Source organism: Hymenobacter elongatus (assembly GCF_004745955.1).
In the GTDB taxonomy this organism is placed as follows: Bacteria; Bacteroidota; Bacteroidia; order Cytophagales; family Hymenobacteraceae; genus Hymenobacter; species Hymenobacter elongatus.
Genome location: NZ_SRLD01000017.1, coordinates 14,112 through 37,233 on the forward strand (window position 1 = coordinate 14,112; position 23,122 = coordinate 37,233).

The following is a 23,122-nucleotide window of genomic DNA, read 5'->3' on the forward strand; positions in this document are numbered from 1 at the left end:
GCAGGCGGTAAGACTGACGACGGAGCATTTCGCCGGCAACAGGTGAGATGCTCCTACTGCCGGCAATTAGTTGTTTGGGGAAGGTGTATAAAACAGGAAAGCCGCTCTGGATAGAGTGGCTTTCCTGTTTTATACGACCATCAGCTCTACGCCACCGCGTCAAACGGCGTGGTCAATTGCGCATAGTCGAGGCTGTGGTTCTGGCAGGCTTCGCGCAGAATGGTTTTCTGCCAGGGCCGCAACACTTGCTCGGTGCCCAACTCAACGATGTCGGCCACGAGGCGGTTGGAAAGCACCAGGTTGGCAACGTAGATATTGATATCCGTTGTGATGTGCGTCTTGAGCTGAGTCAGCAGCTGCTCGCGGGCATCGGCTTTGGCCGCTTTTTCGCCGTTGAGGCGCCGACGGAATGGGAAGCGCCGCTGCTCGCCCGTTGCGGCGGGTTCGGGCACAGCCACGAAGTTGTCGGGAGAAAGCGCGGCCAGCTGGTCCAGATAGGGGGTGCGTTTCAATTCCGGGTGCAGGCCGCGGGCCGTTTTCCAGTCGTTCGTATCACGCGGCGTGTCGCGCACCAGCTCCGATAGCCGGTCGTTGGCGAAAACCATGTACGGCGGCTTATCCAGCTGACGGGCTACCTGGTCGCGCAGCATATACAGGTCGCGGAACAGCGGCATTTCGGTTGGCATGATGCGGTATTTGCCCGCCATGCGCAGGTAGGGGCGGTCGTCGCGGGTGTAGCGCACATCCTCCAGCGCCGCGTTTTCCTGGTCGGCCCACTCGGCGCGGCCCAGCTCGGCCAGCTTCACGCGCAGGCGGTCGGCCAGCTCAAACAGGTAGAAAACATCATTGGCCGCGTACACTTTCTGGGCCTCAGTAAGCGGGCGTTTCAGCCAGTTGGACTTTTGCTCGCCCTTATCGACTTCCAGCCCCAGCTCAGCCTGAATCAGGCGGCCCAGGGAAATGTTGTTGTCCGACTCGCCCAGCAGCGTATACTGCACGCTGGTATCCAAAATATTGCGCACATGCACGTCGTACAGCTCATCGAGCAGCAGAATATCGGATTTACAGCTGTGGAACACCTTCTCGATGGCCGGGTTGCGCAGCAGCATCCAAATGGGCTCCAGCTCCTGGGCGGGGTTGGTGAGCGGCAAGGGGTCGAGCAGGTATACTACTTTGCCGTCAAAAATCTGAATCAGCGCCAGATTGCGGCCGTAGCGGTGGCGCATGTCGTCGAATTCCAGATCGATGGCCAGGCGCGTGGCAGTTTGCAGGGAGTCAGCGGCTTGCTGAACTTCGACTCCGGTAGTCAGGTACTGAATTATAGGTGTAGACATTCAGGCGAATAGAAAGGCAGCGGAACAGCCGCTGGATGATGGCAAAGGCCATTGTGGTAAAGATAGGCACGGCTGCCGGGCAAAACCAACCGGCAGCGCAACCGGACAACCCGCTGCCGGGGCGCTACGGCAGCGATGCCGCTAGCTCCGGCAGCCCGGCTGGGGCAGGGCAAAGTATAAAAAAAGGCCGTTACGGAAAGTAGCGGCCTTTTTCTGCTGATGCGAGGGAACTTATTTATCCGATATCATTACCTGGGGCACCGAGCGCCCGCCGCCCATCACGATAACCTTGCTGTTGGGGGAAGTAGCAATGGCTTGGTTGGCTTTGATGGTTTCGTATTGCAGGAGCTTGTCGCTCAGCTCAGCGTTGATAATCTTCTGGTAGTCGGCAATACCTTGGGCCTCCACGCGCTTCCGCTCGGCTTCCTGCCGCTCTTTCTGCAGCACGAACTGCATTTTCTGCGCATCCTGTTCGGCGCTGATCTTGCTTTCGATGCTGCGCTTGACGGAAGTGGGGAGCTGAATATTGCGAATCAGGAGCTGCTCCAGCTGAAGGCCGCGCTTTTTAAAATCCTGCTCAATGGTGGCAAAAATGCGGTTCTGGAACTCGTCCCGCTTCGTAGAATACAAGGCCACGGCATCGTAATACACGGCATTGTCGCGGATGCGGGTGCGCGTCACGGGCCGCACGATGGCGTCCTGGTAGTTTTCGCCGATGGTGGCTAATACCTGCGGCGTTTTGTCGGGCACCACGCGGTAGAGCACTGTCAGGTCGATAACTACTTCCAGCCCATCGGCTGAAAGCACCCGAATGGCGTCGTCGCCGGCCCGCTGCCCTTCGCCGTGGTCGGCCGACATGGTGTAATTCTGGGTACGCGTATCGAAGCGGGTAACGTCCACGAAGGGGTTCACTACGTTCAGGCCGCTGGTCAGAACCCGGGGCTGTACCTGCCCAAAAAGGGCTTGCACGCCCACGCGGCCCGGCTCAATCTGGACCACGGTGCTCAGCGCCAAGCCCAGAATAGTGAGTAGCAGCCCCCCGAAAATGAGGCCGCCGCGGATCCGCTCCAGCTGAAACGAAACCCGGCCGGCATTGAAACCCAATATCAGGAGCACAACACCCAGGAAGACAAAAGTCATAACGCGAAGAGTAGGGTGAAATAAGCAGCGCGGCGCTCGGGCCGAATGGCTGACAATCAAGCGGATGAAAACGGCCGAAAACGCTGAAAAGGTAGTGATTTAGCCCGTATTACCGATACTTCTCTACGCCTCGTCGTCCTCGTCGTCGTGGGCGCTATAGTCGAGCTCCCGCGCCACACGCAGCGCGTCCTGAATTACTTCCTCCATGAGCGGCTGCGTATCGGCGTCGAGGGTGCGCTCGAAGAGGTTGAGCAGCAATTCGCCGTCCTCGTTCACATACAGGTTCGTGTAAAGGCGTTCAAACAGCTTGGCGTCGCGGGTGATGGTAGCATCAATTTCGGTCACGGTCCGGGCCTTCAGGGCGCGGTGCAGCACGTCCAGCACCTTGCGGCTCTCTTCGTGGTCGCCGAGGTCGGCCAGCAGCTTGAGAACCGCCATGGCTACTACCAGCCGTACCCGCTCGAAGCGAAAGGCCAGATCCGGCTTGGCCGCCCGCTCAAAGGTCGCATAGGCGGAAATGTCGGTGGCAGAAAGATACTGTGCGGCATCAGCTTCGGTGCGGAAGGCTTCGTGTAGCAGCTGCTCAAATAAAGTGGCGCTCATAGGAAAAAACGAACTAGTGCGCTGCCCGCACCCCAAACGCGGTGGACAGCAGATGTAAATTGTACAATCGAAGTTCCGACTGTAACCCTGAGCCCCAAAGGTACGATTGGAGAAGACGGCAACCCGCCGTCGCCGCCACTGGCTGCCAATTTTGTTTAGCTATAGAAGCCGAAAACGGTCTTCTGGTCTTCCCTCAATACTATTCGCAATAATGACGCACAAAAAGAAATGGCTCGTTTTTGCCCCCTCTGGGCTCATGGTAATTGGCTTTGGTACCTGCCTGGTACAGTGGGCCAGCGGCCTGAAAAATGATGGGGAGCCTACCGCTAAGTGGGTGGCCGCCGGTACGCTGGCGCTGGGAGTTTTCAACGGCGGAGTATGCCTGTTTGGCCGGGGCGTAGTCGAAAATGTGTTGTACCAAGTGCGGGAGAAAGACGCTGCGGAGGCGAAAGGCGAGTAGGAAGCTGGTGGGATTGCGCGGGGAGTTCTGGGTTGAAGCTCCTAGCTTCGGAAGAGAAGTTACCTAGGCTGTGTGGACAGTAATTTAAAAAGCAGTCCTGAATGCTTTTTAAACATCATACAGAGTGCAGCGAAGCATCTCGCGTGCGGTCGTTGGATTACTACTCCTACGGCAGCACGCGAGATGTCTCGCGTTGCTTGACATGACGTTCTTTCTTCTTACTGTCCACATAGCATAGGAAGATGCCTGAAATAGCCGCAGAATCAATAGGTTTGATTCTGGTTTTTCACTTCTCCGGTTCTCATCTGTTCTCGCTCGTCGCCGATGCCAACTTCCCAGGCACTACTCCCCCCGTTCCGAGCCGTAGTGCTGGCCGTGCTTCTGCTGTGTTCGGCTGGGCTGCGGGTGGCCGCGCAACCCGCCGCGCTACTCACGCCCCAGCAGTATCTGGGCTACCCGCTGGGCAGCCGCTTCACCCCGCATGCGCAGGTGCTGAACTACGTGCAGCAAGTAGTGCAGAACGCGGGCGGGCGGATGCGGCTGCAGCCCTACGGCACTACCTACGAAGGCCGCCCGTTGGAAGTGGTGCAGGTCGGGACGCCGGAAAATCTGGCGCGGCTGGATGATATCCGGCGCAACAATCTGCGGCTGGCAGGCCTGGAGACGGGGGCCGTGGAGCGGCAGCCGCCGGCAATTGTGTGGCTGAGCTACAACATTCATGGCAACGAGGCCGTGTCGTCGGAAGCCGTGATGGCCGTGCTCTACGACTTGGCTAATCCGGCAAATGAGCAGACCCGGCAGTGGCTGCAAAACGTGGTGGTGCTCCTGGACCCGTGCGTGAATCCCGACGGGCGCGAACGGTACGTGCAGTGGTACAACCGGGTCCGCAATCAGCAGCCCAATGCTTCGCTCTACGCCTGGGAGCACCACGAGCCCTGGCCCGGTGGCCGCTACAATCACTATTTCTTCGACCTCAACCGCGACTGGGCCTGGCAAACCCAGCGGGAAAGCCAGCAGCGGGTGGCCCTCTACAACCAGTGGCTGCCCCAGGTGCATGCCGACTTCCACGAAATGAGCCTGGACGACCCGTATTATTTCTCGCCCGCCGCCAAGCCTTTCCACGAAGACATTACCCCGTGGCAGCGCAATTTCCAGAATATCATCGGCGACTACAACCGCAAGGTGTTCGACAAAAACAACTGGCTCTACTTCACCCGCGAAACCTACGACCTGTTTTACCCCAGCTACGGCGACACATATCCTTCCTTCAACGGGGCCATCGGGATGACCTACGAGCAGGGCGGCTCGGGCCGGGCCGGGGTGCGGGTAGCCAAAGCCGACGGCGACACGCTCACGCTGCAGCAGCGCATTGCCCATCATCACGCCGCCAGCCTGGCTACTATTCAGGCCTCGGCCGAGCGGCACACCGAGCTGGTGCAGGAGTTCCAGAAGTATTACACCACTGCCCGCACCAAGCCCCGGGGCGAGTACAAAACATTCGTGCTGAGTGGCAGCGCCGACCCCGGCCAGCTGCGCGAGTTCACCGGCTACCTCGACCGGCAGCAAATCCGCTACGGCTACGCGGGGCGCCAGCTGCGCACCCGCGCCTTTAGCTATGCCACCGGCAAAACCGAGGATGTCCGGGTGCAGCCGCGCGACATCGTCGTGAGCATGTATCAGCCCAAGTCGACGCTGGTAAAGGTGCTGTTTGAACCCCGGCCCGCTCTGGAAGATTCGCTCACCTATGATATTACTTCCTGGGCCCTGCCGTATTCCTTCGGCCTGAAAGCCTACGCGCTTACGCAGCGGCTGGAAGGCACCGCTGCGACACCAGCCGCTCCGATGGTGACGGGAAGTGCCGCCGCCATCGAGCAGCCCTACGCCTATGTAGCACAATGGAGCAGCCTCCAGGATTTACGGTTTTTGAGCCGTTTGTTGCAGCAGGGCTTGAAAGTGCGAGTAGCCCAGCGCGCCTTCGAGGCCGAGGGCCAGCAACACCAGCCCGGCACGTTGATTATCACCCGCACCGGCAATGAGCGCCTGGGTGCCCGCTTCGACCAGCTCGTGCGGGCTCAGGCCGACTCGGCGGGCGTGCAGGTGCAGGCCGTGCGGTCGGGCTTTTCGACGAGCGGCACCGACTTAGGCTCCGGCTACGTGCGCTATGTTGGCCGGCCTACCGTAGCCGTGCTGGCCGGCGAGGGCATCGCGCCCACGGCTTTTGGCGAAGTCTGGCATTTCTTTGAGCAGCAGATTGGCTACCCAGTCACCGTCATCGGCACCGATTATTTGCGCACGGTGCCGCTCCAAAAGTTCGATGTGCTGATTCTGCCCGACGGGGACTACTCCGATATCTATTCCGAGAAGAGCCTGGAAGGCCTGAAAACCTGGGTGCGCGGTGGCGGCAAGCTTATTGCGCTGGAAGGCGCGGCGGCTTTTCTGGCCAATAAAAAAGACTTTCTACTCAAAACCAAAGTCCCCGACAGCACCGCCAAAGGCAAAGGCTCTTATCGGCTGCTGCGCCGCTACGCCGATGCCGAGCGGCAGCAGATTGGCGAGCGGGTGCAGGGCAGCGTCTACCGCGTGCAGCTCGACAATACGCACCCATTGGCTTTTGGCTATGGCACTACCTACTTCGCCTTGGTGCGCGACACGCTCAACTACCGCTTTATGGGGCAAGGCGGCTGGAACGTGGGCGTGCTGAAGCGCGACAACTACGCGGCGGGCTTCACGGGCCGTGGTGCCCGCCGCAAGCTCACTGACACCTTCGTGCTGGGAGCCCAGGAAATGGGACGCGGCCAGGTAGTGTACATGGCTGATAATCCGTTGTTTCGGGGGTTTTGGCAGGGAGGCAAGCTCCTTTTCGGCAACGCTTTGTTCTTCGTGGGACAATAGCGGCAGCATAGCCGAGTACGCGCATAAAAAAAGCCTCACTATGTTGTGGTGAGGCTTTTTTTATGAAATGCAGCAGGGCTTAGTCTACTACGTCTTCGGCTTTGTTCTTCACGGCGGAAGCACCTTTCTTCACGGCCTTGCCCGTTTTCTGGGCTCCGCGCTTCACGACGCTGCCGGTTTTTTTGCCGGCATATCTTGCGTCTTCTTTCGTGTTGTAGGCGGCTTGGCCCGCTTTGGTGCGGCCCGTGCGGCTCTCGGTCTTTACCGTGCCGTTGTCACGAACTTCCATTGAGGTTTTAGCTCCGGTAGATTCGTCGCGTACGGTGGTTTTGGTATCCTGGGCGTGTGCGGCAGCGGAAAAGGCTACCATTGTCAGGAGCAGTGCTATCTTTTTCATGAGGAGGAGTCGTTAGGAATAAGGTACTCTAGGTCCTTATACGAAGTAGGTAAAATAGGTTTTGGCGGAACTCAACCTCTCCGTGTACCTAAGGCCTGCCTCACCGCTCCCGCTCCGCGACTCTCTTTACGCCAGACCAAGCAGGTCGTTCCGGAAAGGAAGAGTGTCACTCAGAGCCTTTACCAGCTACAGAATTCAGGGCAACAGCAGAGAACTGTCGCCATAGCTCAGAAACCGGTAGTCGTGGGCCAGGGCGTGGTCGTAAATGCGCCGCCAGTCGGGCCCCACGAGGGCGGCTACCAGCAGGAGCAAGGTGCTTTCGGGCTGGTGGAAATTGGTAATCAAGCCCCGTATGAGCCGAAAGGTGTAGCCCGGCGCGATGAGCAGTTGCGTGGTCGCTTCAAGCGTGTCGGAGCCAGTGCGCTCCAGATGCGCCAGCAGCGCTTGCAGTGCTTCCTCGGTCGTCACCGCCGGCCCGTCTTCGTAGGGTTGCCACTGCGTAACATGCAAGGCGGTGAGGTTGGTGGCTGGCTGTAGTAGTAGCCGCGCGCCCAACCAATACAGGCTTTCGAGCGTGCGCAGGCTGGTGGTACCAACGGCAATAATGGGCCGGGGCGCGTGGCGCAGCAGGTGGTGCAGCAAAGCTGCATTAACCGAAATTGGCTCGCCGTGCATGGCGTGACCTTCCATGTGGGCCGCTTTCACGGGCTGAAACGTGCCGGCTCCCACGTGCAGCGTCAGCTCAGCGGTGGCTATGCCCCGATTTTTCAGGTCGGCAAATACGGCATTGGAGAAATGCAGGCCGGCTGTGGGGGCCGCTACGGCTCCCTCGTGTGCGGCATACACTGTTTGGTAGCGCACGGCATCTACATCCGTATCGGCGCGGTTCAGGTAGGGCGGCAGTGGTAAGTGGCCCGCCGCGCGCAGCACTTCCGCGAAAGGCACGGCCGCCGGCTGCCAGCTAAACTGAATAAGCGAGTATCCATCGGCCGCTTCCAGCCGCTCCGCCGTCAACAATGCATCCGACTCCTGCCAGGAGAAGGCAACTTGCACGGGGCCGGTCTTCCAGCGCTTCCCGTTGCCCACCAGGCATTTCCAGACGCAGCTGCCGGTTTGCTGCATCGCCAGCTCCACCGACCGATGCGGCGCTACCGGCTCCAGGCAAAAGAGCTCTACTGCACCGCCAGTTGGCTTCTGGCAAAACAGCCTGGCCCGCACCACCTTGGTATTGTTGAAAACCAGCAGCGCATCAGCCGGCAGCTCACCTGGCAGGTCAGTGAATACGTGGTCCTGCACTTCGCCGCCACGATACACCAGTAGCCGCGACTGGTCACGGTCGGGGAGGGGCTCGGGCGCTATCCGGCTAGCGGGCAGCTGGTACGTGTAGTCATGGATGGAAAGCAGGCGGGGGTCGGGGAAAGCAGACATAGACCACAAAGGTACACGGCCGTAACGGGTTCGTCAGCCGCTATTCTTCGCCTGTGTGACCACGCCTACGCGCTTATTTCGCCCGACGGAAAAACATCAGGTGCTGCTGGGGCAGAGTTTCCACGCTTTCCACGAATTCCAGCCCTACGGCCGCCATTTCCTTGCGGGCCTGCGCCACGCTCATCTTATGAATCCGCTTGATGGGTACCTTGGCATCTTCGGCTCGGTATTCGGCCAGGGCCACGCGGCCGTTCGGCTTCAGCGAGGTTTTGATGGCGCGCATCATTTCCCGGGGGTGGTCGAACTCGTGGTAGGCATCCACTATCAGGGCCAGGTCCACGCTGTTGGCGGGCAGATTGGGGTTTTGCACCGTACCCAGCACCGGCTCCACATTCGGGGCGTTGTTGCGGTCCTTGTTGTCCTGCAGATAGGTTATCATCTCGGGCTGAATATCGACGGCCAGAACTTTGCCCTGCGGCACCAAGGCGCTCATGCGGAAGGAAAAGTAGCCCGTACCCGCGCCAATATCAGCCACTACATCGGTGGTCTTAAGGCGCAGCGCTTTCAGCAATACGTCGGTGCCTTCTTCCTGCTGCCGGCCCGAGCGTTCGAGCCAGTCGGCTCCCTCGTGGCCCATCACGTGCGCAATCTGCCGGCCCAGATAGTAGCGGCTGATGCCGTTGGGGTCGGCGGGCGGGCGAATTTCGTAGCCCGTGGTGTCGGGCGGGGCGGCGGCCTGCCGGCGTTGCTCGCCCGCCGTGGCCGCCGTGCTTTCGGCAAGCGGTTGAGTACAGGCTTGGCAGAGGAAAAAGCTCAGAGCCCAGGAGCCCAGCAGCAACGGAGAAGGAATGGTCATAGGCACAGGTGCAAATAAACTGCGTTCAGGCTAACAACCATGCACGCCGAAGGGTTCGCTCAGATTATGCGGTTTGTCGGAATGACAGGCGTGGGATATTTTGGAGACGCTAATCTATATAGCGCTTAAGCAGTTGACTGCCATGTATAGGGCAAAAAACAGGTGCTAACTGACAAAGTAGAGTTACTATTGCTATTTTGGCCCGTAGAAAGCCTGTTTTGACTCATTCACCCAACGTTCAAACCCATGAAACACGTATCCGGAATTTTACACAAGCTAACGGCATTCGCGGCCGTTGTTGTGGCGCTCAGTGGTTGCAACCGCGCCGAGTATGCCATGCTGCCCAAAACGTCGTCGTACCACGGCACCGAGCACCGCGCCGTGAGCGTGAAGCCTGCACCCGCCGTGACTACTCCGGCAGTGGCAGTAGCGCCCGAAGCCGCCGCTCCGGAAGCAGTAGCTGCTCCCGAGGCCGTAGCTACCGCACCCGCTGCCACGGCATCGAGCGCCGTAGCGGCCGTAGCGGCTCCCGCCAAAACCGCTAAAACGCAGGTCGCTTCGGCCCCCGCTTCGCGTAAGCTGACGCTGCTGGAGCGTGCGATGGTAACGAAAGTGGCCAAGAAGGCCGACAAGCTAGCCAGCAAGATGCAGGTGCAGAAGCACAGCGAAGCCGCCAGCGTTAACAAGCTGCAGGGGAAACTGCGCCAGGGTGTTATTTTGATGCTGATAGGACTTCTGCTCACTCTTTTCTACGGTTTGGGTGGTATTGGTGCCGTCATTGGCCTGATTGGCTCCATTATCTTCCTCGTTGGTGCTATACTGGTGATTCTTTACCTCCTCGACGAGGTGTAGGACTTCGGTATTCGGCAAACAAAAAGCCCCGTTCGGACATCCGAACGGGGCTTTTTGTTTGCCGAATACCGAAGTCCTACATCGGGTCCACATCGGCCACCAGGCGGGCCTGCTTGAACTCTTTTTGGTCGCGCACCACATTCATGGCCTCCAAGAGTTGGGCTTTGGCATGCTTGAGTACCGTGTGTTCCCGGTCGAGCTTGATGGTGATTTCCTGCAGGTAGAAATTGCGAATCCGGAAGATGTAGGGCGCTTCCGGCCCCAATACGGCTTCACGGCCCAGTCGGAATACCAGCTCCTGCGTGAGCAGAATAGCCGCCTGCTCGGCCACCAGCTGATCGACGTGCTTCACCGTAAGCCGAATCACGCGCATGAAGGGCGGAAAGCCGTATTCGCGGCGCTGGGTGATTTCGTACTCGTAGAATTCGAGGTAGTCGTTGCGGATTACCTTGTCGAAAATCACCTGCGTCGGGTCGGCAGTCTGAATGATAACCTTACCCTTTTTGCCCTTGCGCCCGGCCCGCCCGCTCACCTGCACAAACATCTGAAAAGCCCGCTCGTGGGCGCGGAAATCGGGATAATGGATGATGCTGTCGGCGTTGATGATGCCCACCAGGCTCACATTGGCAAAGTCCAGGCCTTTGGTCACCATCTGGGTGCCCACCAGCACGTTGGTCGTCTGCTGCTCGAAGTCGGAAATGATCTGCTGGTAGGAGTTTTTGGCGCGGGTCGTATCGAGGTCCATGCGCTGCACGTTGGCCTGGGGAAGCATAATTTTGAGGTCATCCTCAATTTTCTCCGTGCCGAAGCCGACAGTTTTCAGGTTGTGCGAGCCGCAAGCCGGGCACTCCACCGGCATCCGGTCGTGGAAGCCGCAGTAGTGGCAGCGCAGCTCGTGGGCGTGCTTGTGGTAGCTGAGGCTCACGGCGCAGTTCTTACACTTCGGAATCCAGCCGCAGTCGAGGCAGGAGATGAAGGGCGAATAGCCGCGCCGGTTCTGAAACAGAATTACCTGCTCTTTCAGGCCCAGCTTCCGCTCAATCTCGCTCAGCAGCTCGGGCGTGAAGTGGTTGAGCATCTTTTTGGCGTCGCGCTGCTTGCGGGTGTCCACCAGCTCGATATCGGGCAGGCCGGCTTCGCCAAAGCGCTTGCTGAGCGTGACCAGGCCCCAGCGGCCAGCGCGGGTCTGGTAGTAGGTTTCTACGGCGGGCGTGGCCGAGCCCAGCAGGGTTTTGGCCCCCTGGAAGTTGGCCATCATCAGGGCTACTTCGCGGGCATTGTAGCGCGGCGCCGGGTCATACTGCTTGTAGCTGCTCTCGTGCTCCTCGTCCACGATGATGAGGGCGAGGTTGTCGAAGGGCAGAAACACGGCCGACCGCACCCCCACCACCACCTGAAACCGACCCGACAGCACCCCATTCCATACTTCTACCCGCTCGTTGTCGGAGAATTTGGAATGGTACACGCCCAAGCGGGTGCCAAACACGCGCATCAGGCGGGTCACAATCTGGGCCGTCAGGGCAATTTCGGGCAGCAGGTACAGCACCTGCCCGCCGCCATCCAGCGCCTTCCGGATCAGCTCGATATAGATTTCGGTTTTGCCCGCGCCCGTCACGCCATGCAGCAGCACAATTTCCTTTTCCCCGAACTGCTTCAGTATCTCGTCGTGTGCTGCGGTTTGGGCTTCGCTAAGCGTGAACGGCATCTTGGCTTCCGGCGAGTCGTCCATCGGGAAGCGCGACACAATCACGTCGAACTGCTCCAGCACGCCGTTTTTGATCAGCGTGTTCACCGCCGACGGCGACAGGTGCGGACTACTGGTCAGGGCGGCTTTTTCCAGGCCCCGGTGGTTGGAATGCACATCCTGGTACACCGGCACGCGCTGTAGGTAGCGCATCAGCACGTCGAGCTGCTTGGGTTTGCTGGCCATGCGGGCAAAGAGCTCCTCCAGCACGTTTTCCTCCACAAAATGGTGGGCCAGTCGCACTTTCTTCACCACCTTAGGCGAGAATTTATCCGCCAAATGCTCGAACAGAAAGATAACGTCCTTCTGAATCAGCGACTTGATAACCTTATGAAAGTTAGTGTTGCCCAATAAGTCGCCCACTTCCGTGAACGTCAGCGACTTGCCATCTTCAGCGCGCAGCACCGCCACGATCTTCTCTTCCTGCTCGCTCAGCGGATACGGGTTGGCCTCGGCCACGTAAGCCGGGTGCATCTGAATCCGCGACTCCGAGCTAAGCTTCAGCGCCGAGGGCAGGGCGGCATTTATCACCTCACCCAAAGTACAGAGGTAATAGTCTGCCATCCAGCGAAATAGCTTGAGCTGCGCCTGGGCCACGACGGGCGCGTCGTCGATAAACTCCAGGATGTATTTGGCTTGATACTGGGCGGGCGGCGTTTCGTGCACGGCCGCCACGATGCAGCTGAGCGTCTTTTTGGCACCAAACTGCACAATCACACGACCCCCGATAACGACGTCGTCGTTCATCTCGTAGGGCACGCGGTAGGTATACAGCTTGGGCAGCGGCAGCGGCAAAATCACGTCCACAAATAGCGTGACGCGGTCAGCTCCGGCGGCTTCCGGCTGGGCAAAGTCAAAGGAAAGGCTCAACGGACAAATCAGCTAACAACAGGACCGCAAAGGTAAGCTGAATTGCGGCCCATCGGTTTCATCGGCTGCGCCAATTGCGAGTATCTGGGTCTGAGTCAGCGCCGAAGAATTACCTGGCTTGCCCGGTCCGTAGTTGAGCCAGGGCTTCGGCCACGGTGTGCACCGGCTGCTGACAGGTGCGGTCGAAGCATATGTACAGCGTGGTATGCCCTAACTGCGCCGTGCGCTGCCGCAGCAGCGGCAAGGTGCCTGCTTCCGGCGCCCCGGCTACCACAGTGTGGGGCAAAAAGTGACGCCCCAACTCGCGGCGTACCGATTCCGCCTCCGGCCCGACTATGGCTATTTCGGCTACGGGCCACAGCAGCGCCGCGTAGAGGGAGGCCCAATTGGTGAGGTGCTGGGGCTCTTTTACCACCAGCTCCCGCACCCGGCCCAGCATCGTAGCTGCCAGCTCACGGTAGGAATCGTTTTCCAGATGCAGGCCCAGCCGCAGCAGGTTGTGGGCCATAACGGAATTAGAGCCGGGAATCACGTTGTCGAACAGCTCTTTCTTGCGGGCAATCAGCTTTTCGCTGGCATCGTCGGTGTAGAAGAACTGGTTTTCCTGGGCATCAAAGAAGTGCTCCAGCGCATACTCGGTCATTTCTGCAGCCTCATGTAGCCACTGGGCATCGAAGGTGACCTCATAGAGCCCAATGTAGGCCTGAATGGTTAAGGCATAATCTTCCAGGAAGCCATCGATGGTGGCGCGCCCGGCCTTGTAGCTGCGCCGCAAGCAGGGGCCATGGCGCAGGTGTTGTTGCAAAAAATGGGCATTGCGCAACGCCAGCTCCAGAAAGTCAGCCTCACCAAAAGCCCGGTAGGCATCCACGAGGCCACTTAGCATCAGGGCATTCCAGCCCGTCAGGATTTTATCGTCGAGACCTGGCCGTACGCGTTGCGCCCGCGCCGCCATGATTTTCTGCTTCCAGCCCGCTACTATTGCGGCCACTACGCCCGGTGTCAGGTTATGAGCAGCGGCAAAATCAGCGTCCGACTGGCGGCGGTGCAGAATATTGCGGCCGTGTTCCCAATTGCCCAGCGCGGTGCAGGTGTAGTACGCCGCAAACAGCGGCTCTTCATCGCCTAGCAGGCCGCTGAGCTCTTCCGTGGTGAAAACATAAAACTTGCCTTCTTCCCCTTCGCTGTCGGCATCCAGAGACGAATAAAAGCCGCCTTCCGGACTTGTCAGCTCCCGTTTTACGAAAGCAACGGAATCGTACACCACTTCCCGAAAAAGCTCGTCCTGCGTGACTTGGTACGCTTCAGCGTACAGGCTCACCAGCTGGCCATTATCGTAGAGCATTTTCTCGAAGTGGGGCACCAGCCATTCCTCATCCACCGAATACCGGGCAAAGCCGCCACCTGCTTGATCGTAGATGCCGCCCCAGGCCATCTCCCGCAGCGTTACCATCGTCTGGTCGAGTACCAGTTGGCTACCAGTGCGTGCGTGGCAGCGCAACAGAAAGCGCCAGATGCTGGGCATGGGAAATTTCGGGGCCCGGTTCATGCCGCCTTTCTCCCGGTCAAACCGCACGCCCAGGTTATACACCAACAACTTAAACTGCTCCTCAGACAGTACCAGATCTGACGCCACAACCCCGTACTTGTCCAAATCACTGGTGCGCAGTCCCAGGGCAAACTGTTCCGCCGACGCATCCAACTCCGCCCGATGCTCTCCCTGGTATCCCTGCCCGATACTTTCCAGCAGCTGCACCCAGCTACGGGGCGGAAAGTAGGTGCCGCCGTAGAAAGGCTTGGCTTCCGGGTTTAGAAACACATGTAGGGGCCAGCCGCCTTGCACGCCCATCGCCTGCAGAGCATCCATGTACACGTGGTCCACGTCGGGCCGCTCTTCCCGGTCTACTTTGATGCAGATGAAATACTCGTTCATCAGCTGCGCGATATGCACGTTTTCGAACGACTCCCGCTCCATCACATGGCACCAGTGGCAGGCCGCGTAGCCGATGCTGACGATGATGGGCTTTTGCTCTGCGTGCGCCCGCTCCAGCGCCTCGGGTCCCCACGGGTACCACGCCACCGGGTTGTGGGCATGCTGCAGCAGGTATGGGCTGGTTTCTTGGCTGAGCCGATTGGTGTGAGCAGGTTGGGAGGAGGACATAAGCGGACGGCTTAGGAAGGAAAAAACAAAGCCCGGCGGATGAGGCCAGGCTTTGCATTACGTGGTAGGCGGCGTTTGGTCAGTTGCCGCTGGCTTCTTGCGTGGTGGCCGCACTCGTTTCTTTGGGGGAGCCACGGGTGCTGGCTGCGCTGCTGCTGGCTCCAAAGGCTCAGGGGCAGGAGTTGCCGCTTCCGACGCTTCTGCCGCTGGTGCTATAGCTGCTGTGGAGGCGGCCGGAACAGGGGACACTGCTTTTGTCGATGGCGCTGGTACCAGGACAACAGGAACAGCTTCTGTTGCTACTGGCACCACTGCCGCAGTCGCCGCTGCTTCCGCCGGTGCGGCTGCTTCAGCATACAAGGCAGGGAGCTTTTTGCGGGAAGTGCGCGGAGGCGTCGTAATGACACGGGCCTTGGTGGCGCGGGGCTTCTTTTCGGGAGCCACACGGCTGGCCTTGCTCGGCGTCGGAGCTTTGGGGCTCCGGCGCTTGGAAACCGGCTTGTCCTCTTCCTCGTCCATCGTCTGTAGCCAGTCGATGTTAGGCTCGCGAATAGCAGGAGCAGAAGCTTGCGTGGCAACAACCTGAGTTGGCGCGGGTGCACGTTCAGCCTCAGCCTCAACCTGAAGCTCCGGAATGGTTGCCTCGACGGGTTCTGCCGCCGGAGCAGCAGCAGAAATAACTTCCGCTTCCGGTTCGTCCAGAGGTGTTCCTGTCGGCTCGGCTGAGACAGTTTCCGCTGCCGGCTCCGTGGAAGCAGCAGCTTCTGCCTCTAGCAGCGCATGCTGCTGGGCCGCCTTTTTACGGGCCGTACGCTTGGCTCCGCCCCGCGAGCGACGCTTCCTCTTGGGCTGAGCAGAAGACGCATCATCCTGAACGTCTTCTGCATCTTCCTGCTCTTCACTATCCTCCAGGGCCTCCAACTCCTCCGGTTCAGCGGCCGGCTCAACCACCACGACGGGGCGTACGACTGCTGCTGCCGAATCTGTAGCCGCTACCGTTGCTTTCCGCTCTGCTGGTTCTCCTACATCTATGCGCTCCTCGTCATCGTCCGGCTCAAGTTCCGGCGTTGGGACAGGCTTGGGAAGCGGCAAATCAGCCAATTGCTGTTCGATAGCCTGGATTTCCAGGGCCACATCGGTCTGAGACGCCAGCCGGTGCAGGCGAGTCAGCGTCGTTTCCAGAAACTCGCGATGCTCAGGCGCGGCTGCGTATAAAGGCCGATGACCCAGTGCCAGCCGCACCGCGTCCCATTCTTTTCGGAAACGACCGAAAGCACTGTCGAAGTACGTGCGCGTGAACCGCTCCCAGATATACGTTTCTGCCGTTTCTGATGGGTGCAGCATGTCGGAAGCATAAAAGCGGTAGTCCCGAAGGTCATCTACCAGCAGCTCATAGGCCGGGAAATACGATACATCGGGTAGCAACTCGCTCAAGTAATGGCAGGCCACGCGCAGCACCGATTTACTCACCGAGTTCAGCGGCAGGGTGTCTTTGAGGTGGCGCACCGGGCTCACCGTCAGAATAAAGCGCAGTTTGGGGTTGCGAAGCCGCAGAAAGGCGTGCGTTTCGGCTACGGCGTTGATAATCTCATCGGGCGTAAGCAGCACTTTCTCGAAGCGGTCGGCCGGAATTTTGTGGCAGTTATTCACCACTTCTTCCGTTTCGTGCAGCCTATACGCGTAGGCCGTGCCCAGCGTGAGCATCACTACATCCGTCGTCTCTAGAAACGTGCCTACCTCTTGCACCAGCTCTTGAATCTGCTGGAGCAGAACCACCGGCGAGTCGGCCCCGATAGTAGCGTGCAGGTCGTAGCTCTGCCAGCGGCCCCGCGCTTCCACGAGGTGTTGCTGCCAATCCATATCTTCCCCGGCAGCCGCCCGCAGCAGCTGGCACACCGACAAAGGATTGAAGACGGTACCAAACGGATTGACCAGCGTCTTGACCTTGGCTGCCGCCAAACGACTACCGATGGTATCCGAAAAGCACGAGCCCACGGTTAGCACCTGCGCCGAGAGGGGCAGCTGTTGGGGGTGCGGCGTAAGCGGTAATTCAGTACGAAACATTCTACAATAATAAGGCCCACGAGTGGCCAACGAATAGGCAACCTACTCAACTCTGACCTTTCAGCCAAAAAATTAGGCACGGAGAGCAGGAGCGAAGAAGCTAAAAGAACACGTACGGCTTACACTACTACCTGGATCATTCTGCCATGCCAGCGGCATACCTCACTCACTAATAAGGCATTTCCAACCCAAGCGGATTGATTGGCAGCGCATGGCCCAGTATCTACGCTTTCAGAATTCTCCAGCAGCAAAAAAGCCTGACTACCGCAGTAGTCAGGCTTTCTAGTGCAAAGCGGCGGCAGCTTACTCAGCTACTACGTTGAAGCGCACTTGGTGCTTCACCTCTTTGTGCAGGTTCAACGTAGCCGTGTACTCACCAGCCGACGCCGGCTCCTGATCGAAGGAGATGCGCTTGCGGTCTACGTCTACGCCTTTCGCCTTCAGAGCCTCGGCCAGCTGCAACGTGGTGACACGACCGAAAATCTTGCCGGTTTCACCAATTTTAGCTTTAATGTCGAAGGCTACGTCACCAATCTGGTTGGCAATGCTTTGCGCTTCGGTTTTGATCTTCTCAGCCTTGTGAGCGGCTTGACGCACGTTCTCGGCTACGATTTTCTTATTAGTCTTGTCGGCCAGAATAGCCAGACCCTGCGGCAGCAGGTAGTTACGACCGTAACCGGACTTTACAGTAACGATATCGTTCTTGTAGCCCAGGTTCTTTACGTCGTCTTTCAGAATTACTTCCATGTCAGTCTCTGTAAGAAGGGTTTACTTCAACGAATCGGTTACGTAGGGCATCAACGACAGGTGACGGGCTTTGGCCACGGCTTGTGCGATTTTGCGCTGGAATTTCAGGCTCGTGCCCGTGATACGGCGGGGTAGAATGCGGCCCTGCTCGTTCACGAACTTCAGCAGGAAGTTCGGGTCTTTGTAGTCCACGTACTTAATGCCGTTTTTCTTGAAGCGGCAATATTTCTTACGCGTATCCTGCTTGTGGATTTTCTCGTTGGCTAGGCTCATGATCTTATTGGGCTACGGCTTCCGATTGTTTTTGAGCCTTCTGCTGGTTCATCTCGCCATTGCGACGACGCTGGCTGTAGGCCACCGCGTGCTTGTCGAGAACGGTCGTCAGAAAACGGATGATGCGCTCGTCGCGGCGGAAAGCCAGCTCAAGCACGTCAACGATGTTACCCGAGCCAGTGAATTCTACCAGGAAGTAATATCCGGTATTCTTCTTCTGAATTGGGTAAGCTAGTTTCTTAAGACCCCAGTTTTCGGAGTGGATAATGTCGGCGCTATTTTCCTTAAGCACCTGCGAGAACTTCTCGATCGTCTCTTGTACCTGCGTCTCGTTCAGAACGGGAGTCAGGATGAAGACCGTCTCGTAATTTCTTACTTCCATTAGACGGGATGAAAAAATTAAATGAGAAAAATGAATCAGGGCGCAAAGATACTACAAATCCGGGCTTGTGCCCTATGTGGTTGGTAGAATTATCGGAGCATGCCCGCTACCCCTGCTTTTAGCTGTGACTGCCTCAAACCTTTGACGCTAAGACAAGTTAACAATACGACCAATTATTAACCGAGGGAGGCCGGAGTTCAGGCGAAGATGTGAAACAATGCATTCCTTTAATATAAGGAGCGGCATTGCAAGGGTTTTTAGAATGATTCTAAGCAAGCGCTAAAGGGCGAAAATTAGCCCGGTTGGGTTTGCGGTCTGCGTTTCCCGACCTACATTTGTGGCCTTGAAGTACCCCTGCCTTTCTTTTTCCCAGTCACATTGTGCTATGAATAGCATCCGACTTCGTTCTCTTTCTCACTTCTTTCTTGCTCTGTTTCTGACGTTTGCCGCCGTGGGTAACACCGCCGCGCAGGATGTTGGCTCGGCTCCGGCCGTAAGCAAAGAAGGAGTAGTTCCCGGCGCTACCGCCGCTGCGGCCCCGGCCGCGGCCGCTGGTGCCACCACTGGTGATGCTGCCGCTATTGCGGCCGGCGATGCCCTGTTCAAAGGCAACTGTGCCCAGTGTCACGCTATCAATGATAAAATCGTAGGTCCGGCGTTGGCGGGCATTACGAAGCGTCGTTCCCTTGCCTGGTTGATTCCCTGGATCAAAAATTCCAGCAAAGTAGTGGCCAGCGGCGACGAGTATGCCGTGAAGATATACAACGAGTACCAGAAGCAGCAAATGCCCAGCTTCCAGCTCTCGGATGCTGAAATTACCTCCATCATCTCGTACGTGACGGCTGAGGAAGGTAAGATTGCTGGTCCTCCCGGTGCCGCTACTGGCATCACCCCGAAAGATGGCGCAGAAACGCCTGGTACGACTGCTGAGGCTGGTGCAAGCAGCAGCACTATCGATATCCTGCTGATTGTGCTGGTAGTTGTGCTGCTCGTGCTGGTAGTAACGCTGGTTATCATCGCCAACATCATGAAAGATGTGCTGCGCGGCCGCAAAGACCTCGATGGTCGCGACGTAGAGCAGATGGAGTCGCGCTTCGATTTGGCCAAGATCTACCGTTCACCGGTTGTGCGTGGTCTGGCTCTGGGGCTGTTCGCCCTCGTGGTGCTGTATGAGTCGGTGCAGGGCGTAATGGCTATCGGCCTGACGCAGGGTTATCAGCCTACTCAGCCCATTGCCTTCTCGCACAAGCTGCATGCTGGCGAAAACCAGATCAACTGCTCGTACTGCCACACGTCGGTATACAAAAGCAAAAGCGCCAACATTCCTTCGGCCAACATCTGCATGAACTGCCACTCGCAGATCAAAACGGAGTCGCCCGAAATCAAGAAGATCTACCGCGCTATCGAGCGTAAGCAGCCTATCCAGTGGGTTCGGGTGCACAACCTGCCCGATCTGGCCTACTTCAACCACTCCCAGCACACGCAGGTAGGTGGCATTGAGTGCCAGACCTGCCACGGTCCGATTCAGAACATGGAAGTAGTGTACCAGTACTCGGCTCTGACGATGGGCTGGTGCATCAACTGCCACCGCGAATCTCCCCTCAACACGAAAGGCAACGGCTACTACAACAACCTCGTCAAGCTGCACGACAAGGCCAACGGCGCAGCACCGTTCACGGTATCGTCGAACGGTGGTACGGAGTGCTCGAAGTGCCACTACTAATACATAGGTCTTAGACCCTGCAGCAGGTAGCGTCTGCTACCTGCTGCAGGGTCTAAGACTTACTTTCTCTTACAAAACACGCATACCAGCTTGGCGTCGCAATGGGGTAACACCCAAGATGCTGGGTTATAAGACCTAAGTCCCCAAAAAACACGATGCAAGAGTCGCCTAAGTACTGGAAGGGAATTGAGGAACTGGAAAGCTCACCGGAGTTCGTGAAAAACGCGTTCAGCGAATTTGCGGATTTTCTGCCGGTGAAGGAATCCCACGGCTCTTCCGACGCCGCGGTAGCCCCGCGTCGCGACTTTCTCAAGCTGATGGGCTTCGGTATTGCCGCTGCCACCTTGGCGAGCTGCGAAACCCCGGTCCGTAAGGCAATTCCTTACCTGAACAAACCCGAAGAGGTTGATCCGGGTATTGCCAACTTTTACGCTTCGACCTACTTCACCGGTACCGACTACAACAGCGTATTGGTAAAGACCCGCGAGGGTCGGCCTATTAAGCTGGAAGGTAATCCGGAGTCGCCTATTACGCGTGGCGGCTTGTCGGCTCGGGCTCAGGCTTCGGTACTGAGTCTGTACGACAAAGGGCGTCTGCAGCATTTCGCCATCAAAGGCAAAAAAGCGGCTACGGATCAGGTCGACCAGGAAATCCGCACGAAGCTGGCTGCCACAACCGGCCGCATTGCTATTGTGTCGCCAACTATCATTAGCCCAAGCACCAAAAAGGTAATTGCTGAGTTTGCTGCACGCTATCCGAACACGGAGCACGTGATGTACGATGCCAATTCCCAGTCGGCTCTGCTCCGGGCTAATGGCGGTGTGTTGCCTTCGTATGACTTCAGCAAAGCGGCCGTTATAGTAAGCCTAGGTGCCGATTTCCTCGGTACCTGGCTGTCACCTGTTGAATTTGCTGGTCAGTATATCACTAACCGTAAAGTTTCGAGCGAGAAGAGGACCATGTCGCGTCACTTCCAGTTCGAAACAGCGCTGAGTCTTACCGGCTCTAATGCCGACGTGCGGGTGCCGGTTAAGCCTTCGGAAATGGGTGCTACGGCCTTGGCGCTGTATAATGCAGTAGTGGGAGGTGGCGCTGCTGGTTCGGCACAGCTGAAGAAAGCTGCTGCTGAGCTGAAAGCGGCCGGTAGCCGTGGCTTGGTTGTTTCTGGCACGAATGACGTAGCGGTACAAACGCTCGTTGCCGCCATTAACCAGACCCTTGGCAGCGCTGCTGTCGATGTTGCTAATCCTTCCATGCTGCGTCAGGGTGATGATGCCCGTATGATGCGCTTGGTGAATGATATGAATGCCGGCACTGTAGGCGCGGTCATTTTCTACCATGCAAACCCCGCTTACGACCATCCGCTGGCTGATAAGGTTAAGTCGGGTATCGCCAAAGTAGCGCTGAAGGTATCCTTCAACGACCGGTTGGATGAGACTACTGCTCTGTGTGAGTACGCTTGCCCAGACCACAACTTCTTGGAGTCGTGGAATGACTACGAGCCTAAGCGAGGCTTTTTGAGCTTGAGCCAGCCTACTATTTCGCCGTTGTTCGCTACTCGCCAAGCACAAGACAGCTTGTTGACCTGGGCAGGTAATCCGCAGAGCTACTACAACTATCTGCGTGCTTCATGGCGTGGAGTGTTGGGTGGCGACTTCCAGGCAGGCTGGGATAAAGCGGTGCATGACGGTGTAGCCTTCGGCACACTTTCACCTGCGCTCGTCGCACAGTCGGCTCCCGCAATGAGTGCTGGCCAAGCTGTATCTGCTATCAACTCCGCTCCGAAAGGTTCCGGTGTTGAGTTGGCTCTGTACGAGAAAGTGGGTGTAGGTATCGGTAGCTGCGAGGCCAACAACCCTTGGCTGCAAGAATTGCCTGATCCAATATCGAAAGCTACCTGGGGTAACTATGTAGCTGTTCCGCGCCAAATGGCCGTGGAAAAAGAGTGGGAGCAAGGCGACGTCCTGAAAATAACGGCCAACGGTAAGTCGATTGAGCTTCCCGTGCTGATTCAGCCCGGCCAAGCAAACGGCACTGTCAGCATTGCTATTGGCTACGGCCGCGAAATGGCTGGCAAAGTAGGCGACAAGGTTGGGGCCAATGTATACCCAATGGCAACGGTGCGCGACAACGCCATCATGTATGCCAACACGGTAACACTCGAGAAAACCGGTGCTCAATCACCCATTGCACAAACCCAGACCCACCACACCATCATGGACCGCAAGCCGGTCGTGCAGGAGTCGACTCTGGCGAAGTACGTTGAGAATCCTAAAGAAGTAACGGAATACGACAAGGTTGCGACTCCTGATGGCTTGGAGAAACCCAACAAGGTTTCGCTGTGGCAGGATTACGAGTACAAGAACCACCACTGGGGTATGGTCATCGACCTCAACTCCTGCATTGGCTGCGGCTCGTGCGTGATTGGGTGTCAGGTAGAAAACAACATATCCGTTGTAGGCAAGCAGGAGGTGATCAACCGGCGCGAGATGCACTGGATGCGGATCGACCGTTACTACAGTTCCGATGCCAGCAAAGAGGATTTCGACGAGAAGGGCAAACTGGCTACGTACGCGGCTATGGAAGACCCCTCTGAGAATCCGTCGGTGATTTTTCAGCCGATGCTGTGCCAGCACTGCAACCATGCCCCGTGCGAAACGGTGTGCCCAGTACTGGCTACTACCCACAGCTCGGAAGGTCTCAACCAGATGACCTACAACCGTTGCGTAGGTACTCGTTATTGCGCCAACAACTGCCCATACAAGGTTCGTCGCTTCAACTGGTTCTCCTACTACTCGAATGAGAAATTCGAGGATGTGAACGGCCACATGTTCACGGATCTGGGCCGTATGGTTCTGAACCCGGACGTAACGGTTCGGTCGCGCGGAGTAATGGAGAAATGCTCCTTTTGCGTGCAGCGCATTCAGCTTGGGAAGCTGGAGGCTAAGAAGCAAAAGCGCCGTCCGAAAGATGGAGAAGTGGTAACTGCCTGTGCGCAGTCTTGTCCCACCCAAGCCATCGTATTTGGCGACATGCGGGACCCGGAATCACAGATTTCGAAACTCATTCGTCGCGAGGACGGAGAGCGTGGCTTCCATGTTCTGGATGCCATCAACGTGCAGCCTAACATCACGTATCTGACCAAGATCCGTAATACGGAAACTGAAGTTCGCAACGCTTAATAACAGGGACTAGG

General features: G+C 57.8%; 17 protein-coding genes. 5 read left to right on the forward strand and 12 right to left on the reverse strand.

What is annotated here, in order from left to right; genetic code table 11:
- Nucleotides 1-146 precede the first annotated feature (146 nt).
- The 3 genes from E5J99_RS10130 to E5J99_RS10140 form a co-directional block, all read right to left on the reverse strand.
- Nucleotides 147-1,334: a ribonuclease D gene (locus E5J99_RS10130; RefSeq protein WP_135497615.1), complete on the reverse strand. Its 1,188-nt coding sequence runs from the start codon at nucleotides 1,332-1,334 to the stop codon at nucleotides 147-149.
- 231 nt (nucleotides 1,335-1,565) lie between these two features.
- Nucleotides 1,566-2,474 carry a prohibitin family protein gene (locus E5J99_RS10135; protein ID WP_135497616.1) on the reverse strand — a complete coding sequence of 303 codons (909 nt, stop codon included), beginning with the start codon at nucleotides 2,472-2,474 and terminating at the stop codon, nucleotides 1,566-1,568.
- Between the two features lie 123 nt (nucleotides 2,475-2,597).
- Nucleotides 2,598-3,077 carry a hypothetical protein gene (locus tag E5J99_RS10140; RefSeq protein WP_135497617.1) on the reverse strand — a complete coding sequence of 160 codons (480 nt, stop codon included), beginning with the start codon at nucleotides 3,075-3,077 and terminating at the stop codon, nucleotides 2,598-2,600.
- 211 nt (nucleotides 3,078-3,288) lie between these two features.
- On the opposite strand from E5J99_RS10140, the gene E5J99_RS10145 reads away from it, so the two are divergent.
- Nucleotides 3,289-3,537, forward strand: coding sequence for a hypothetical protein (locus E5J99_RS10145; RefSeq protein WP_210114433.1), 249 nt, complete (start codon nucleotides 3,289-3,291; stop codon nucleotides 3,535-3,537).
- Nucleotides 3,538-3,861: 324 nt separating this feature from the next.
- A complete protein-coding gene (locus E5J99_RS10150) occupies nucleotides 3,862-6,429 on the forward strand; it encodes a M14 family metallopeptidase (protein WP_135497619.1) in 2,568 nt (855 codons plus the stop codon).
- A gap of 79 nt (nucleotides 6,430-6,508) precedes the next feature.
- Here E5J99_RS10150 and E5J99_RS10155 read toward each other — a convergent pair whose 3' ends face one another.
- The 3 genes from E5J99_RS10155 to E5J99_RS10165 all read right to left on the reverse strand — a co-directional run bounded on the left by E5J99_RS10155 (nucleotide 6,509) and on the right by E5J99_RS10165 (nucleotide 9,110).
- Nucleotides 6,509-6,826: a hypothetical protein gene (locus E5J99_RS10155; protein WP_135497620.1), complete on the reverse strand. Its 318-nt coding sequence runs from the start codon at nucleotides 6,824-6,826 to the stop codon at nucleotides 6,509-6,511.
- Nucleotides 6,827-7,021: 195 nt separating this feature from the next.
- On the reverse strand, nucleotides 7,022-8,254 hold the full coding sequence (locus tag E5J99_RS10160; protein WP_135497621.1) for an S-adenosylmethionine:tRNA ribosyltransferase-isomerase: 1,233 nt from the start codon (nucleotides 8,252-8,254) through the stop codon (nucleotides 7,022-7,024).
- Nucleotides 8,255-8,327: 73 nt separating this feature from the next.
- Nucleotides 8,328-9,110: a class I SAM-dependent methyltransferase gene (locus E5J99_RS10165; RefSeq protein WP_135497622.1), complete on the reverse strand. Its 783-nt coding sequence runs from the start codon at nucleotides 9,108-9,110 to the stop codon at nucleotides 8,328-8,330.
- A gap of 246 nt (nucleotides 9,111-9,356) precedes the next feature.
- Here E5J99_RS10165 and E5J99_RS21245 point away from each other — a divergent pair, with 246 nt between their 5' ends.
- The gene (locus E5J99_RS21245) at nucleotides 9,357-9,962 is read left to right on the forward strand and encodes a hypothetical protein (protein ID WP_167852066.1); all 606 of its coding nucleotides are present in this window, start codon (nucleotides 9,357-9,359) and stop codon (nucleotides 9,960-9,962) included.
- 76 nt (nucleotides 9,963-10,038) lie between these two features.
- On the opposite strand, the gene priA is transcribed toward E5J99_RS21245, so the two are convergent.
- The 6 genes from priA to rpsF all read right to left on the reverse strand — a co-directional run bounded on the left by priA (nucleotide 10,039) and on the right by rpsF (nucleotide 18,203).
- Nucleotides 10,039-12,576, reverse strand: a complete 2,538-nt coding sequence (priA, locus tag E5J99_RS10175; protein WP_135497623.1) for a replication restart helicase PriA — start codon at nucleotides 12,574-12,576, stop codon at nucleotides 10,039-10,041.
- A 109-nt stretch (nucleotides 12,577-12,685) separates the two neighbouring features.
- On the reverse strand, nucleotides 12,686-14,737 hold the full coding sequence (locus E5J99_RS10180) for a thioredoxin domain-containing protein (protein ID WP_135497624.1): 2,052 nt from the start codon (nucleotides 14,735-14,737) through the stop codon (nucleotides 12,686-12,688).
- A 57-nt stretch (nucleotides 14,738-14,794) separates the two neighbouring features.
- Entirely contained in the window at nucleotides 14,795-16,801 is a 2,007-nt protein-coding gene (locus E5J99_RS10185; RefSeq protein WP_135497625.1) for a GSCFA domain-containing protein, read from the reverse strand.
- 303 nt (nucleotides 16,802-17,104) lie between these two features.
- On the reverse strand, nucleotides 17,105-17,548 hold the full coding sequence (gene rplI, locus E5J99_RS10190; protein ID WP_135497626.1) for a 50S ribosomal protein L9: 444 nt from the start codon (nucleotides 17,546-17,548) through the stop codon (nucleotides 17,105-17,107).
- A gap of 21 nt (nucleotides 17,549-17,569) precedes the next feature.
- Complete coding sequence (rpsR, locus tag E5J99_RS10195) at nucleotides 17,570-17,821, reverse strand: 30S ribosomal protein S18 (RefSeq protein ID WP_135497627.1); 252 nt, start codon at nucleotides 17,819-17,821, stop codon at nucleotides 17,570-17,572.
- 4 nt (nucleotides 17,822-17,825) lie between these two features.
- Nucleotides 17,826-18,203 carry a 30S ribosomal protein S6 gene (gene rpsF / locus E5J99_RS10200; RefSeq protein WP_135497628.1) on the reverse strand — a complete coding sequence of 126 codons (378 nt, stop codon included), beginning with the start codon at nucleotides 18,201-18,203 and terminating at the stop codon, nucleotides 17,826-17,828.
- Between the two features lie 385 nt (nucleotides 18,204-18,588).
- On the opposite strand from rpsF, the gene E5J99_RS10205 reads away from it, so the two are divergent.
- Together E5J99_RS10205 and E5J99_RS10210 are read left to right on the forward strand one after the other, a co-directional pair.
- On the forward strand, nucleotides 18,589-19,926 hold the full coding sequence (locus E5J99_RS10205) for a cytochrome c3 family protein (RefSeq protein ID WP_135497629.1): 1,338 nt from the start codon (nucleotides 18,589-18,591) through the stop codon (nucleotides 19,924-19,926).
- Nucleotides 19,927-20,081: 155 nt separating this feature from the next.
- Nucleotides 20,082-23,108, forward strand: a complete 3,027-nt coding sequence (locus tag E5J99_RS10210) for a TAT-variant-translocated molybdopterin oxidoreductase (protein ID WP_135497630.1) — start codon at nucleotides 20,082-20,084, stop codon at nucleotides 23,106-23,108.
- Nucleotides 23,109-23,122 lie beyond the last annotated feature (14 nt).